14 protein-coding genes are annotated in these 15,070 nt (G+C 62.9%); 12 read left to right on the top strand and 2 right to left on the bottom strand.

Going from position 1 to position 15,070, the window contains the following annotated elements; genetic code table 11:
* Positions 1-14: 14 nt before the first annotated feature.
* The 3 genes from AFIC_RS11820 (at position 15) to AFIC_RS11810 (ending at position 3,740) form a co-directional block, all read left to right on the top strand.
* Entirely contained in the window at positions 15-749 is a 735-nt protein-coding gene (locus AFIC_RS11820) for a sulfite exporter TauE/SafE family protein (protein WP_275246432.1), read from the top strand.
* Between the two features lie 237 nt (positions 750-986).
* Positions 987-2,741: a tetratricopeptide repeat protein gene (locus AFIC_RS11815; protein WP_275248715.1), complete on the top strand. Its 1,755-nt coding sequence runs from the start codon at positions 987-989 to the stop codon at positions 2,739-2,741.
* 117 nt (positions 2,742-2,858) lie between these two features.
* Entirely contained in the window at positions 2,859-3,740 is an 882-nt protein-coding gene (locus tag AFIC_RS11810; protein ID WP_275246431.1) for a 4-(cytidine 5'-diphospho)-2-C-methyl-D-erythritol kinase, read from the top strand.
* A 9-nt stretch (positions 3,741-3,749) separates the two neighbouring features.
* On the opposite strand, the gene AFIC_RS11805 is transcribed toward AFIC_RS11810, so the two are convergent.
* On the bottom strand, positions 3,750-4,760 hold the full coding sequence (locus AFIC_RS11805) for a polyprenyl synthetase family protein (protein ID WP_275246430.1): 1,011 nt from the start codon (positions 4,758-4,760) through the stop codon (positions 3,750-3,752).
* Positions 4,761-4,852: 92 nt separating this feature from the next.
* Here AFIC_RS11805 and AFIC_RS11800 point away from each other — a divergent pair, with 92 nt between their 5' ends.
* From AFIC_RS11800 to glyS, 7 genes are all read left to right on the top strand, one after another.
* Entirely contained in the window at positions 4,853-5,080 is a 228-nt protein-coding gene (locus AFIC_RS11800; protein ID WP_275246429.1) for a putative signal transducing protein, read from the top strand.
* Positions 5,070-5,873 (top strand): tRNA1(Val) (adenine(37)-N6)-methyltransferase, encoded by an 804-nt coding sequence (locus AFIC_RS11795; protein ID WP_275246428.1) that lies wholly within the window; start codon positions 5,070-5,072, stop codon positions 5,871-5,873. Before AFIC_RS11800 ends, AFIC_RS11795 begins: the two co-directional genes overlap by 11 nt.
* A gap of 242 nt (positions 5,874-6,115) precedes the next feature.
* Positions 6,116-6,997 carry a S49 family peptidase gene (locus AFIC_RS11790; protein ID WP_275246427.1) on the top strand — a complete coding sequence of 294 codons (882 nt, stop codon included), beginning with the start codon at positions 6,116-6,118 and terminating at the stop codon, positions 6,995-6,997.
* A gap of 13 nt (positions 6,998-7,010) precedes the next feature.
* Complete coding sequence (locus AFIC_RS11785; RefSeq protein WP_275246426.1) at positions 7,011-7,202, top strand: hypothetical protein; 192 nt, start codon at positions 7,011-7,013, stop codon at positions 7,200-7,202.
* Positions 7,203-7,357: 155 nt separating this feature from the next.
* Complete coding sequence (locus tag AFIC_RS11780; protein ID WP_275248714.1) at positions 7,358-8,269, top strand: glycine--tRNA ligase subunit alpha; 912 nt, start codon at positions 7,358-7,360, stop codon at positions 8,267-8,269.
* 109 nt (positions 8,270-8,378) lie between these two features.
* On the top strand, positions 8,379-8,777 hold the full coding sequence (locus AFIC_RS11775) for an endonuclease domain-containing protein (RefSeq protein WP_275246425.1): 399 nt from the start codon (positions 8,379-8,381) through the stop codon (positions 8,775-8,777).
* Positions 8,778-8,782: 5 nt separating this feature from the next.
* A complete protein-coding gene (gene glyS, locus AFIC_RS11770; protein WP_275246424.1) occupies positions 8,783-11,065 on the top strand; it encodes a glycine--tRNA ligase subunit beta in 2,283 nt (760 codons plus the stop codon).
* A 121-nt stretch (positions 11,066-11,186) separates the two neighbouring features.
* Here the strand turns inward: glyS and AFIC_RS11765 are convergent, their stop codons facing one another.
* A complete protein-coding gene (locus tag AFIC_RS11765; protein ID WP_275246423.1) occupies positions 11,187-11,543 on the bottom strand; it encodes a DUF1236 domain-containing protein in 357 nt (118 codons plus the stop codon).
* 212 nt (positions 11,544-11,755) lie between these two features.
* On the opposite strand from AFIC_RS11765, the gene AFIC_RS11760 reads away from it, so the two are divergent.
* Together AFIC_RS11760 and ppdK are read left to right on the top strand one after the other, a co-directional pair.
* On the top strand, positions 11,756-11,902 hold the full coding sequence (locus tag AFIC_RS11760; protein WP_275246422.1) for a DUF3096 domain-containing protein: 147 nt from the start codon (positions 11,756-11,758) through the stop codon (positions 11,900-11,902).
* Positions 11,903-12,075: 173 nt separating this feature from the next.
* Positions 12,076-14,976 (top strand): pyruvate, phosphate dikinase, encoded by a 2,901-nt coding sequence (ppdK, locus tag AFIC_RS11755; RefSeq protein WP_275246421.1) that lies wholly within the window; start codon positions 12,076-12,078, stop codon positions 14,974-14,976.
* Positions 14,977-15,070 lie beyond the last annotated feature (94 nt).

Genomic DNA, 15,070 nt, shown 5'->3' with positions numbered 1-15,070 from the left:
CGGTATGAGCTGAAATGCACGATTTGGTTTCCTTCGGGCTCACCGCCTTCATCCTGTTCGGCGCCTATACGCTGTTCGGCATCACCGGATTCGGCCAGAGCATGATCGCGATGCCGTTCCTGGCCATGGTCGCCTCGCTGAAATTCTTCGTTCCCCTGGTGGCGCTGCTCGATACCGTGTTCGTGGTCTGGAACATGACCAAGTTTCGCAAACAGGCGAACTACAAGGAACTGATCGCGCTGTTGCCGACCACGATCATCGGCATGATCGGCGGCGCGACCATGCTGGTGCTGCTTCCCGAGCGAATTCTGCTGCTCACGCTTGGCGTGCTCATCACCGCTTACGGCCTTTATCGCTTGGCGACGAAGCAGCACGCAGGGAAGCTGAACAAGTTTGTCGCCGTGCCGCTCGGCCTGCTCGCGGGCGCGCTGTCCGCAACCTTCGGAACCGGCGGCCCGATCTATGTCGCCTATCTCTCGGGCCGCATCTTCGACAAGAGCGAGTTGCGTGCGACAATTCTGGGATTGATTCTGCTCACCGCGATTTTCCGAATTGGCGCTTTCGGAATCGGTGGCCTCTATGACAACACCCATATCTGGCTATGGTGGTTGATGGCGTTGCCGTTCTGCTTCGCGGGGGTGAAACTCGGCCATTATCTTCACGACAGATTGAAGAGCGAGAGTCTGCTGACCCTTGTCTACCTGACCCTGGTGATTTCCGGGGTGACGCTCCTGATCAAGAACTTCTGACGGCGGGCGATCCTGCTTATTCGCAGGCAAGGCAGGGGTTCGTCATTTGGCCACGATGCGGCCATGTTTGCCGGAACGCTTGAAAGAAACGGTCGGAATCCTTGCGGATGGGAGGCAAACGGGCCATTGTGCGCTGCCCTGAGCCGCCCGGGCGGTCTGGCGTTTTCAATCCATCTGATGGAGACGGTGCGCGTGAATTTCCCAACTCGTTCTTCTCGCGTGGCGCTTGCTGCCGCGATGGCGGCTGCGATGATCGTCGCGCCGGTTGCATCCGCCTTTGCCGAAACCACACCCACGATCGATAACGGATTGTCCGCTTATCCGACCGCGCGCGATTTGCAGGGATTGAGTCCGGCGGGCAGCTATCTCGCCGCCCGCCATGCCAGCGCGGATCGCGACGCGGGCGTCGCCGCGTCATTCTACCGTGCGGCGCTTCGTTCCGATCCGAAGAATGCCGACCTGCTGGATCGCGCCTTCATCTCCTCCGTCGCCGATGGCGAGATGGATGAGGCCGTCAAGCTCGCAGGCAAGATTCTCGCGGCCGACAAGACCAATCGCGTGGCGCGGCTGGTTGAGGGCGTTCACGCCCTCAAGCTGAAACGGTACTCGGCGGCGCAGCAGAATTTCAATCAGTCGGTGCGCGGTCCGATCACCGATCTCGTCGCGACGCTGCTGTCGAGCTATGCGATGCAGGGCGCAGGCAACACCTCCGCCGCGCTTGCCAATATCGACAAGCTCACCGGGCCGGAATGGTATCCGATCTTCAAGAATCTCCACGCCGGTCTGATCGACGAGCTCGCCAACCGGCAAAAGGATGCGGGCGCCCGTTTCGAGGCGGCCTACAAGCTTGATGACACCGCGTTGCGGATCGTCGATGCCTATGGCCGCTGGATGTCGCGCAACAAGAAGGAAGCCGAGGCGGCGCAATTGTTCGAGACCTTCGACAAGAAGGTGCCGCGCCATCCCCTGATTGTCGATGCGCTGAAGGAGCTGAAGGCCGGCAAGAAGCTGCCCGCGCAGATCGACACGCCGCAGTCCGGCGCGGCCGAGGCGCTGTACGGCATCGGCTCGTCGCTGACGCGACGCGGCGGCGAAGACCTCGCGCTGGTGTATTTGCAGCTTGCGCTGTACCTGCACCCGAACCATCCGCTCGCGCTGCTGTCGCTCGCCGATCTTTATGAATCGGTGAAGAAGCCGCAACTCGCGATCAGGATCTACGAGCGCATGCCCGAGAATTCGCCGCTGAAGCGCAATGCGCAGATTCAGATGGCGACGGACCTCGATTCCGTGGATCGCACCGATGAGGCGCTGAAAATCCTCAAGTCGGTCACCGCCGAGGATTCGAAGGACACCGAGGCATTGATGGCGCTCGGCAACATCGAGCGCGCGCGCAAGAAGTTTGCCGATTGCAGCGGCACCTATACCAAGGCGATCGATGCGTCGGATGCGGCCAAGCCCAACTGGGTGCTGTATTATTTCCGTGGCATCTGCGAGGAGCGCTCCAAACAGTGGCCGAAGGCGGAAGCCGATCTGAAGAAGGCGCTGGAATTGCAGCCCGAGCAGGCGCACGTGCTGAACTATCTCGGCTATTCCTGGATCGATCAGGGCATCAACCTGCCTGAGGGCATGGCGATGATCCGTCATGCCGTCGATCAGCGTCCCGACGATGGTTACATCGTGGACTCGCTCGGCTGGGCGTATTTCCGCATCGGCGACTACGCCAATGCCGTGAAGACGCTGGAGCGCGCCATCGATCTGAAGCCGGAAGATCCCACCATCAATGATCATCTCGGTGATGCGTACTGGCGCGTCGGCCGGACGCTGGAGGCGAAGTATCAGTGGGCGCATGCGCGTGACCTCAAGCCCGAGGCCGAGGAACTGCCGAAGATCGAGGCCAAGATCGAAAACGGCCTTCCGGATTTGCCGGCGGGACCTGCGGCGGCCTCTAACGCCAACGACTCTGAGAAGAAGAAAGACGACAAGGGCGGCTAGTATTTGGCCGGATCAGTTTTGAACTGTCAGTGGCCGGGGTTGTCCCGGCCATTGTCGTCTTGGTATGGGTTTTACGTATAAAGCCTGCGGCGGGCGCGGGCGTAACCAGAGGCGGGCATGGCTGTACTCACCGAAATCGCGCGCGCCAAGGTCAACCTGACGCTGCGTGTTCTGGGCCGCCGCCCGGACGGCTACCATGATCTCGACAGCATCGCCGCGTTCGCGGATTGCGCCGACAGCCTGACGCTGGAGCCGGGCGATCTCGGCCTCACCATCACCGGGCCGGGAAGTGCCGCGTGCGGCGACGCCAGCGACAATCTGGTGATCCGCGCGGCGCGACTGCTCGCCGAGCGCGTGGAGGGATTGCAGCTTGGCCATTTCACCCTCGACAAGCATTTGCCCGTGGCGGCCGGAATCGGCGGCGGTTCGGCGGATGCGGCGGCGGCGCTGCGGCTGCTGGCGAAAGCGAACGGAATCGCCCTCGACGATGCGCGCCTGTTCGAGGCGGCGCGTCTCGCGGGGGCGGACGTGCCGGTTTGCATCGCCTCGCATGCCTGCGTCATGGGCGGCGTCGGTGAAAACCTGACCATGCTCGATCTGCCGCCGCTGTCCTGCGTGATGGTCAACCCGCGCGTCGCGGTCGCGACCAAGGATGTCTTCACCGCGCTCGGCCTGCGCGCGGGCCAGTTGCGCGTCGGCGTCGGTGAGATTCTCGAAGCGGTGACGCTGCCGAGGCCGGGCGCCTCGGCGGCGGACTGGATCATTCAGCTCTCGGGCGGCGTCAACGATCTCGAAGCGCCCGCGCTGCGGGTTCAACCGGTGATCGGCGACGTGCTGGAGGCGTTGCGCGAGACCGAAGGCGTGCAACTGGCGCGAATGTCCGGGTCGGGCGCGACCTGTTTTGCGCTGTACGGCGATGCGGCTGCCGCCGACAGGGCCGCGCAAACGATCGCGCAGGCCCATCCGCAATGGTGGGTCCACGCGGGAACGCTCAGCTGATCGGCTAAATCAGTTCGAGCGCGCGAGGCAGAACGCCACGACCTGTTCGAGCGCGCTCTTCATCGGGGATGACGGAAACAGCGCCAGCGCATCGACGGCCATCGCGCCGTAGTGCTGCGCGCGCTGCATGGTGTCGTCCAGCGCGCGATGCTTGGTCATCAGGCCGATGGCATGATCGAGATCGGAATCGGCGACCTCGCCGCGCTCCAGAGTCCTGATCCAGAAATCGCGTTCGACATCGTTGCCGCGCCGGAACGCCAGCACCACGGGCAGGGTGATCTTGCCTTCGCGGAAATCGTCGCCGACATTCTTGCCGAGTTTCGCGGCCTTGCCGCCGTAGTCGAGCACATCGTCGATCAACTGAAACGCGATGCCGAGATTCATGCCGAACGAACGCGACGCGGTCTGCTCCGCTTTCGGCCGGTTGGCGATCACGGGTCCGACTTCGCTCGCCGCCGCAAACAGTTCGGCGGTCTTGCCACGGATCACGGCGAGATATTCGTCCTCGGTGGTGGCGGTGTTCTTGGCGGCCGCAAGCTGCATCACCTCGCCCTCGGCGATGGTGGCGGCGGCGGACGACAGGATGTCGAGCGCGCGGAGCGAGCCGACCTCGACCATCATGCGGAACGCCTGGCCGAGCAGGAAGTCGCCGACCAGAACGCTGGCCTCGTTGCCCCACAGCATCCGCGCGGACAGTTTGCCGCGCCGCAGTTCGCTCTCGTCCACGACGTCGTCGTGCAGGAGCGTCGCGGTGTGCATGAATTCGACGGCGGCCGCGAGCTTGATGTGACCGTCGCCGGTGTAGCCGGCGAGCTGCGCCATGGCGAGCGTCAGCATCGGGCGCAGCCGCTTGCCGCCCGAGGAGATCAGGTGGTTGGCGACCTCCGGGATCATCGTGACTTCGGAGCCGGTTCGCGACAGAATGGTGGTGTTGACCCCCGCCATGTCGTCGGCCACAAGCGCGACAAGGCGATCGATCGACGGGGTGGAATGGCCCTCAAAAGGTACGATAACTGCCACGCAGGGTCTCCAGGTTCTGGCTGGCCGGACAATAGAAACTGCCGCGTCCCACGGCAAGAGCATCCCCGGCCGGCGACAAGGAGGAAGCAGGATTGCGCGAGCTGATGAGAACGAACGATATGGTCATGGTGTCGGCGGTAGGGGCGTTGCTCGACGGGGCTAACATCAGGCACCTCCTGCTGGATGCCAATATGAGCGTGCTGGAAGGCTCGGCGGGCGCCATTCCCCGCCGCATTCTGGTACATGAAAGCGACGATGCCGCAGCGCGCCTGCTGTTGACCGAAGCGGGATTGGGACGCGAATTGCGCGATGGGAACTGACCCGGCTCATTCTGACGACCTGACAGAAGATGCCTTCCTCGCGGGGAGGCTCACGCTGCGCCAGTTCCGGCGGGGTCATCGCGCGGGCCACGATGCGATCCTGCTGGCCGCAGCCGTCCCGGCGCACGCGGGCGAACGAATCGTGGAGTTCGGTTCGGGTGTAGGCGCGGCGGGTCTCGCGCTGGCGCGGCGGGTCGAAGGCATGGATCTCACTCTGGTGGAAATCGATTCCACGCTCGTTGATCTCGCGCAAACCAATGCGGCGGCGAACGATATCGTGGCGCGAGCCATCGTGCTCGACATTGGCGCAAGCGCCGCCGCGTTCGCGGATGCCGGGTTGCCGCCGGACCATGCCGATCATGTGATGATGAATCCGCCGTTTCACGCGGCGGATCGCCATCGCGCATCGCCCGATGAAGGCAGGCGCACGGCACATCTCGATATGGGCGAGACGCTCGATGTCTGGAGCAAGGCCGCGCGCCGTATCCTCAAGCCGGGCGGCTGTCTGACATTGATCTGGCGGGCGGATGAACTGGATCGTGTGCTGGGCGCGCTGGAGCGTGGCTTCGGTGCGGTCGAGGTGATCGCTGTCCATCCGAAGCCGGATGCGGCGGCGATCCGCGTTCTGGTGCGGGCGATCAAAGGCAGCCACGCTCCATTGCGGATTTTGCCGGGGCTTGTGCTGAATGACCGGCAGGGGCGCCCGACGCCGGCTGCGGAGCATGTGCTGCATGGAAACGCGCTGGGTTCCACGCCTTGCGGCAAAACGGCAAGCGGCTTGCCAGAAAAATAGGCGATCCTGCTTACTGCGGAAGCGAGTTCGGACGCTTATCTTGCACGGAGGTGAAACGGATAGCCGTGAAAAGTGCGCTTATCATCAATATCATCAGATAGATTTTCATCGAAGCACCTTTCGGCTGGCCTTGCCGGAAGCTCGGGCAGAGGCGCGATCGCGGTATGCAATGCAAGAGGCGTACCGGACGGCGTCTAAGTGCCATTTGACGGATAATAAGGCGTTAATGCGAAGGACGTTGCATGACGAATGAGGATCGCGATCACAATGCGCTGAATGATGGCTGGATGTGGTTCCTGCCGGAGCGTTTCCGTGCGGCCGTCGTTCCCGTGGTCCGTCTGAGCGGCACTATCGGGGCGGTCACGCCGCTGAGGCCGGGGCTGACGCTGTCCGGCGTCAGCAGGCTGCTCGAGAAAGCATTCGAGACGAAGCGGGCGAGGGCGGTCGCGCTGGTGATCAATTCGCCGGGCGGATCGCCGGTCCAGTCGCATCAGATTTATGAGCGCATCCGTCAGCTTGCGGAGACGAAGAAAATTCCGGTGCTGGTGTTCGTCGAGGATGTCGCGGCATCCGGCGGCTATATGATCGCCTGCGCGGGCGACGAGATTTTCTGCGATCCGTCCTCGATCCTCGGATCGATCGGTGTGATCGGCGGCACCTTCGGCTTTCAGGACCTCATCAAGAAGGTCGGCATCGAGCGCAGAATCTACACTTCGGGCGAGCACAAGAGCAGCCTCGATCCGTTCCTGCCGGAAAACCCGGAGGATGTCGCGCGGCTGAAAGCGATTCAGCGCGAGATCCACGACAGCTTCATCGCTCTGGTGAAGCGCAGCCGTGGCGCGCGACTCCAGGGCGAGGCGGGCTATCTGTTCTCGGGTGAGTACTGGGCGGGCGAGCGTTCGGTGAAGCTCGGGCTCGCGGATGGCATCGGCGACGTGCGCAGCGTGCTTCGCGCGCGTTATGGCGCGCGTGTCCGCATGCCGGTGATTGCGCCCAAGAGCGGATTGCTCTCGACTCTCGCGGGCAGGAAGCCGGGAACGGGCGCGATGATCGGCGCGGGCTTCGCGGACGACCTGATTTCCGCCCTGGAAACGCGCGCATTATGGGCGCGCTACGGATTGTGAGTGTGAGGGACATATGCCGCCGCTGGTTCTGATTGCCTTGGGTGTATTGGGCGGGGCCGCCCTGCTGCGGCTCGCGACGAAGGAAGGCCGCCGGGTCAATCGCGAACTCGACGAGATTCGCGAGCGGGAGGCCTCCGATCCCGAAGGCGCGGTCCGGCTGCGGCGCGACCCGCAGACGGGCACATATCGCCCGCATCAGGGGTAATGGGCTCAAGCGGCCTGCGATGGCGTGATAAGGGCCGTTTTCGGCGGCCTCTCCTTGATTCCTGACCCTCGCGCCGATACGGTCCGCCGCGCCAGCCCGGCTTTGCCGCCCTTGAACTGATTGCAGAATATCCGATGGACACGCTTCCGCCGCACATGCGCCCCGAAAAATCGTTTCAGGGCCTGATCCTGACATTGCAGCGCTATTGGGCCGACCATGGCTGCGTGATCCTGCAACCCTACGACATGGAAGTGGGTGCGGGCACGTTCCATCCGGCGACCACGCTGCGCGCGCTCGGGCCGAAGACCTGGAACGCCGCCTACGTGCAGCCCTCGCGCCGCCCGAAGGACGGCCGCTATGGCGAGAACCCGAACCGCTTGCAGCATTACTACCAGTTTCAGGTGATCCTGAAGCCGTCGCCGTCCGACATTCAGGATTTGTACCTGAAGTCGCTCAAGGCCATCGGCGTCGATGCCGCGCTTCACGACATCCGCTTCGTCGAGGACGACTGGGAAAGCCCGACGCTCGGCGCGTGGGGCCTCGGCTGGGAGTGCTGGTGCGACGGCATGGAAGTGTCGCAGTTCACGTATTTCCAGCAGGTCGCGGGCGTCGAATGCGCACCGGTCGCGGGCGAACTGACTTACGGTCTTGAGCGCCTTGCGATGTACGTGCAGGGCGTCGATCGCGTCTACGATCTCAACTTCAACGGCCGCGATGGCGCCGAGAAGGTGACCTACGGCGATGTGTTCTTGCAAGCCGAGCAGGAATATTCGCGGCATAACTTCGAACACTCCGACACCGCGATGCTGTTCGAGCAATTCAAGATGGCCGAGGGCGCGTGCAGGAAATATCTCGAAGCCGGATGGGCGGACAGCAAGAAGGAGCGCCATCTTATGGCGCTGCCGGCCTATGACCAGTGCATCAAGGCCAGCCACGTGTTCAACCTGCTCGACGCGCGCGGCGTGATTTCCGTCACCGAGCGGCAGAGCTACATCCTGCGTGTGCGCGAACTGGCGAAAGCCTGCGGCGAGGCATGGATCGCCACCGAAGCGGGTGGGGCGGGGTAGGTCCGAACATCCGGATCAGGAAAGCGATTTTGACGTGCATGTTTCGATGAGCGAAGAATTGCTCCCCTCCCCCCGCCTTCGGCGGGGAGGGGTCGGGGGTGGGGGGACGATGTCGCGTCGTGCTATCGACCATCGCGTTCCGCGTGCGCGCCGGCTGCGTCGCGACATGACCGATGCTGAGCGGAAGTTGTGGCTCTATCTCCGGCAATCGCCCTTGAGTGATTTCCACTTTCGACGGCAAGCGACGATCGGGCCATACTTTGCCGACTTCGCCTGTCATGCATTGCGCATCGTGATCGAGGTGGACGGCGGCCAGCATTGCGAAGCTGGTTCCGATGCTGTCCGAACAGCCTATCTGGAAGCGCGCGGCTATCGCGTTCTTCGATTCTGGAATAATGACGTTCTCAATAACGCGGAAGGTATTGCTGAGGTTATTTCCTCGGTTATAGCCGAACGTATTCCCCCCACCCCCGACCCCTCCCCGCCGCAGGCGGGGGGAGGGGAGTAGGTTTTATGCCCGATCTTCTCTTTGAATTGTTCTCCGAAGAAATTCCCGCGCGCATGCAGGCAAAGGCGGCGGACGATCTGCGTCGCATGGTGACGGACAAGCTCGTCGCCGAAGGTCTCGTCTATGAAGGCGCGAAGGCGTTCGCGACGCCGCGTCGCCTCGCGCTCACCGTGCACGGTCTGCCCGCGCGACAGCCTGATCTCAAGGAAGAGCGCAAGGGGCCGAAGGTCGGCGCGCCGGATGCCGCCGTACAGGGCTTCCTCAAGGCGACGGGCCTGAAGTCGCTCGACGAAGCAAAAATCCAGAAGGACCCGAAGAAGGGCGACTTCTACATCGCGCTGATCGAAAAGACGGGCCGTCCCGCCATCGAGGTGATCGCGGAAATTTTGCCCGTCATCGTGCGCACTTTCCCGTGGCCGAAGCAGATGCGCTGGGGCGCGGGCTCGGCCACGCGCGGCGCGCTGACATGGGTACGGCCGCTGCATTCGATCGTCGCGACGTTCGGTCTCGAGACCGAGGACCCGGATGTGGTGCAATTCGATGTCGGCGGCATCAAAGCGGGGCAGGTGACGCGCGGCCACAGATTCATGGCGCCCGCCGAATTTTCGGTACGCCGCTTCGAGGATTACGTCGCGAAGCTGGAAGCGGCCAAGGTTGTGCTCGATCCGCAGCGCCGCAAGGACATCATTCTGGCCGACGCCAAGCAACTGGCGTTCGCGCAAGGTCTTGAGCTTGTCGAGGACGAGGCGCTGCTGGACGAAGTGGCGGGTCTGGTCGAGTGGCCGGTCGCGCTGATGGGCTCGTTCGATCAGGAATTCCTGTCGATCCCCGGCGAGGTGATCCGCGCCACCATTCGCAACAATCAAAAGTGCTTCGTGGTGCGCGATCCGAAAACCGGCAAGCTCGCGCCGAAATTCATTCTCGTGTCCAACATCGAGGCCACCGACGGCGGCAAGGCCATCGTCGCGGGCAACGAGCGCGTGATCCGCGCGCGGTTGTCTGACGCGAAGTTCTTCTACGAGACCGATCTCAAGACCAAACTCGAAGCGCGGTTGCCGAAGTTCGACAATATCGTGTTCCACGAAAAGCTCGGCACGCAGGCGGAGCGCATCGCGCGCATCGAGAGTTTGGCTGCGGAGCTTGCCCCTTTGGTTGGCGCCGATGTCGAGAAGACCAAGCGCGCTGCAAAGCTCGCCAAGGCGGATTTGCTCACCGAAGTTGTCGGCGAATTCCCCGAGGTGCAGGGCCTGATGGGCAAGTACTATGCGCTGGCGCAGGGCGAGGATGCCTCTGTCGCGGCCGCTATCGAGGATCACTACAAGCCGCAGGGTCCGAACGACCGCGTGCCCACCGATCCGGTCGCGATTGCGGTGGCGCTTGCCGACAAGATCGACATCCTCACCGGCTTTTGGGCGATCGATGAGAAGCCGACGGGTTCGAAGGACCCATTCGCGCTGCGTCGTGCGGCGTTGGGTGTGATTCGGTTGATAGTAGAAAATATGGTCCGCATGAAAATTGGACCCTCTATTGGTCGAGCGTGCAGAATTCAAGCAGAGCAACTGCTTGATAGCGGTCGCGCTTATTATCTTTTTGAGGATGAGATAGAAGGGGAGTTAGTAAAAGGGTACGTCAGTTATAAAAATGAGCTGGATGATCGAAATGATGAACGGAAGACTTTCTTGGCGATCATATCTGATGAAGGGTGTGATTTAAGTATCGATGGAATCAAATTTTCTAATCGGCAGGGTCTAGATACATTTGGTCTTGACCTCCTCTCCTTCTTCGCCGACCGCCTCAAAGTGCAGTTGCGCGAGCAGGGTGCGCGGCATGATCTGGTTGACGCCGTGTTCGCGCTTGAGGGTCAGGACGATCTCCTGATGGTCGTGCGACGCGTCGAGGCGCTCGGCAAATTCCTTGACACCGATGACGGCAAGAACCTGCTCGCAGGCACGAAGCGCGCGTCGAATATCCTTGCCATCGAAGAGAAGAAGGACAAGCGCAGCTTCACCGGCGCGCCGGAGGCTTCGCTCTACAGGCTTGATGAAGAAAAGAATCTCGCACGCGCCATTGAACAGGTGAAGGCCGAGGCGAGTGCCGCCGTGGCGAAGGAGGATTTCGCGGCCGCGATGGGCGCGCTCGCAAAACTGCGACCCGTCGTCGATGCGTTCTTTGATAAAGTGAAGGTCAACGACGACGACAAGGCGGTGCGCGAGAATCGTCTCAAGCTGCTGGCCGAAATTCGCGAGGCGACGCGCGCGGTCGCGGACTTCTCGAAGATTCAGGATTGAGACTTTCGTCATTGCGAGCGAAGCGAAGCAATCCAGCATCTGAACGAAAACTGGATTGCTTCGTCGCTACGCTCCTCGCAATGACGGTTGAACGACTCCAGGGGCCGCTCAACCATTCCCGTTACTCGATCACCTGAATGACCCGGCGAGTCTGCGGATCGACAAGCACATAGTTGTCGTTGACGCGGCTGTAGCGGTAACGATGCGCGCCGTACCGCTGCGGCACGTCGTAATAGGTCACGCCCATCTCCGGCAGCGTCACGCCGACCATCACCTGACCCGGCACCGTGTAGTTCGGCACATTCTCCTGCACGACATATTCGCGGAAGCGCGGTTGCAGATCGGGGGCGATACCACCGTCATCCACGACCATGCCGGTGGTCGCGCCGTCACGCACGATGATGCCCTGTGCCTGCGCGGCGGCCGGTACCGCGATGGCGGCGGCCAGAGCCGCAAGAACGAGTGCTGACTTTCGCATGATCCGTCTCCTGTCAAAACGAAGGCCGCACGAAGCGGCCGATGCCAGACAATCCCCGGCGGAGACGGGTGTTCCTGCACCAGTCGTGGTTTCATTGGGGCCTTTTTGTGCGGGCAGGGAACCGATCCGCTTTCAGAATCGTCTTTGATCGTCTATCGCGCTCATGCAGTGCGGTTCGTGACGATTCCCGCTCACTCTCAGGAGACGATGCAATGACGATTTCAGGAATTGCCCACCTTCAGCCGATTGTCGCGCTTATCGCCGGCATTCTGATTCTCATCATGCCGCGCCTTTTGAATTTCATCGTGGCGATCTACCTGATTTTCGTCGGGATCGTGGGGCTGGGCATCATTCACTGAGTTCGCGGTTCGGGTTCTAAAGTCCGCTTGAAGGGCTCGCGGGGCATCCGAACCGTCCCTAGCCGAAAGTCGGTATTCCGGCACCCAGCTATGCGTCAGGCGCGCCTTGCATCACGCCTTGAAACCGTGGTGTAACGCGCCTGCTTTCCAATTCCATCCAGCGACTGGCGGTCATGGCAAAAGCTCTCTCTAGGGTCAAAAAATCATCTGCAAAAGCAAAGTCCTCAGTAAAGCGCGCGACATCCTCTCCGGCGCGTAAGAAAGTCGGAAAGGCGCCGCCGCGACCGGCCCCCAAAAAGGCGGCTGCCAAAGCCAAGGCCGCGAAGGGCTCGGCCAAGACTCTGAAGACCCTGAAATCCTCTTCTGCCAAGCGTCCGGCGGCCACAACGGCAAGAGCCGGAAAATGGGTCTACCTGTTCGGCGACGGCAAGGCCGAGGGCAAGGCCGGGATGCGCGACCTGCTCGGCGGCAAGGGCGCGAACCTCGCCGAGATGTCCAATCTCGGTCTCCCGGTACCTCCGGGCTTCACCATCCCGACCGCGGTCTGCACCTACTTCTACGCCAACAACAAGAGCTATCCGAAGGAGCTGAAGGCGCAGGTCGAAAAGGCGCTGGAAACCGTCGGCAAGATCGTCGGGAAGAAGTTCGGCGACGCCAGGAACCCGCTTCTGGTCTCGGTGCGCTCGGGCGCGCGGGCCTCGATGCCGGGCATGATGGACACCGTCCTCAACCTCGGCCTCAACGACACCACGGTCGAGGCGCTGGCGAAGAACTCGAACGATCGCCGCTTTGCCTATGACAGCTATCGCCGCTTCATCACCATGTACTCGAACGTGGTGCTCGGCTTCGAGCATCATCATTTCGAGGACGTGCTCGACAGCTACAAGGACGGCAAGGGTTATTCCCTCGACACCGACCTGAATGCCGACGACTGGCAGGTCATCGTCGGGCGCTACAAGGAGACCATCGCGCGCGAGACCGGGAAGGACTTCCCGCAGGATCCGCACGAGCAGCTCTGGGGCGCGATCGGCGCGGTGTTCGGCTCGTGGATGACGGCGCGCGCTGTCACCTATCGCCGCCTGCACGACATTCCGGAATCGTGGGGCACCGCCGTCAACGTGCAGTCGATGGTGTTCGGCAACATGGGCGACACCTCGGCGACGGGCGTGGCGTTCACGCGCAATCCCTCGACCGGCGAGCGCAAGCTCTACGGCGAATTCCTCATCAACGCGCAGGGCGAGGACGTCGTCGCGGGCATCCGCACGCCGCAGGAAATCACCGAGTCCGCACGCAAGGAATCGGGCTCCGACAAGCCGTCGATGGAGTCCGAAATGCCGGATGCCTTCGCGGAGCTGACGCGCATCTACCAGAAGCTCGAGAAGCACTACCGCGACATGCAGGACATGGAGTTCACGGTTGAGCAGGGCAAGCTGTGGATGTTGCAGACTCGCAACGGCAAGCGCACCACCAAGGCGGCGCTGCGCATCGCGGTCGAACTCGCCAATGAAGGCCTGATCTCGAAGAAGGACGCGGTGGCCCGTATCGAGCCTGCCTCGCTCGACCAATTGCTGCATCCGACCATCGATCCCGCCGCCAAGCGCGATGTGGTGGCGACCGGCCTTCCGGCGTCGCCCGGTGCCGCGTCCGGCGAGATCGTGTTCTCCTCGGACGAGGCCGCCAAGCTGCACGCCGACGGCCGCAAGGTCGTGCTGGTGCGCGTCGAGACCTCGCCGGAGGACATTCACGGCATGCACGCCTCCGAGGGCATCCTCACCACGCGCGGCGGCATGACGTCGCACGCCGCCGTTGTCGCGCGCGGCATGGGCAAGCCCTGCGTCTCCGGCGCGGGCAGCATTCGCGTCGATTACGGCCGCGGCACGATGTCGATCGGCGACCGCACCTTCAAGGCGGGCGACATCATCACCATCGATGGTTCGCTCGGTCAGGTGCTCGCCGGCCGGATGCCGATGATCGAGCCGGAACTGTCCGGCGAGTTCGGCACGCTGATGGGCTGGGCCGATCAGTTCCGCAAGCTCAAGATCCGCGCCAACGCCGACACCCCGGCGGACGCGCGCACCGCGCTCAAGTTCGGCACCGAAGGCATCGGCCTGTGCCGCACCGAGCACATGTTCTTCGAGGAAACGCGCATCCGCGCGGTTCGCGAGATGATCGTGGCCGAGGACGAGCAGGCCCGCCGCGCGGCGCTTGCCAAACTTCTGCCGATGCAGCGCGCCGACTTCGTCGAACTGTTCGAGATCATGAAGGGCCTGCCCGTCACGATCCGGCTGCTCGATCCGCCGCTGCACGAATTCCTGCCGCACACGCAGGCCGAGATCGAGGAAGTGGCGCGCGTTCTCAACACCGATCCGCGCAAGATCGCGGATCGCGTGCGGGAGCTTGCCGAATTCAACCCGATGCTCGGCTTCCGTGGCTGCCGTTTGGCGATCGCCTATCCGGAGATCGCTGAGATGCAGGCCCGCGCCATCTTCGAAGCTGCGGTCGAGGCCGCCAAGCGCACCGGCAAGCCGCCGGTGATCGAGGTGATGGTGCCGCTGATCGCGACCCGCGCGGAATTCGACATCGTGCGTGAGCGCATCGACGCGATGGCGGAAGCGGTGAAGAAGGAAACAGGCGGCAAGCTGACCTATCAGGTCGGCACCATGATCGAACTGCCGCGCGCCTGTCTCAAGGCGGACGACATCGCCAAAACGGCGGAGTTCTTCTCCTTCGGCACCAATGACCTCACGCAGACGAGCTTCGGCATCAGCCGCGACGACGCCGCCTCGTTCCTCGGGCCGTATGTCGCCAAGGGCATCCTTGAGACCGACCCCTTCATCTCGCTCGACAGCGATGGCGTCGGCGAACTGGTGCGGATCGGCGCGCAGCGCGGCCGCAAGGTGCGCGCGAACCTGAAGATGGGCATTTGCGGCGAGCATGGCGGCGATCCGGCATCGGTCGCGTTCTGCCATGAGGTCGGGCTGGATTACGTGTCCTGCTCGCCTTACCGCGTGCCGATTGCGCGGCTGGCGGCGGCGCAGGCCGCCCTCGGCAAGACCGCAGCGGGACAGGCCTGATCGCAGATCTGGCCTGAGTGAGCCGTTCCACGATTTTCAGGCCGTGCCTTCGTCATGAAGGTGCGGCCTGAAGTTTTTCGTGCGTTGACTGATT

The organism is [Pseudomonas] carboxydohydrogena, assembly GCF_029030725.1.
In the GTDB taxonomy this organism is placed as follows: Bacteria; Pseudomonadota; Alphaproteobacteria; order Rhizobiales; family Xanthobacteraceae; genus Afipia; species Afipia carboxydohydrogena.
This window is presented reverse-complemented; position numbering and strand designations above follow the sequence as displayed.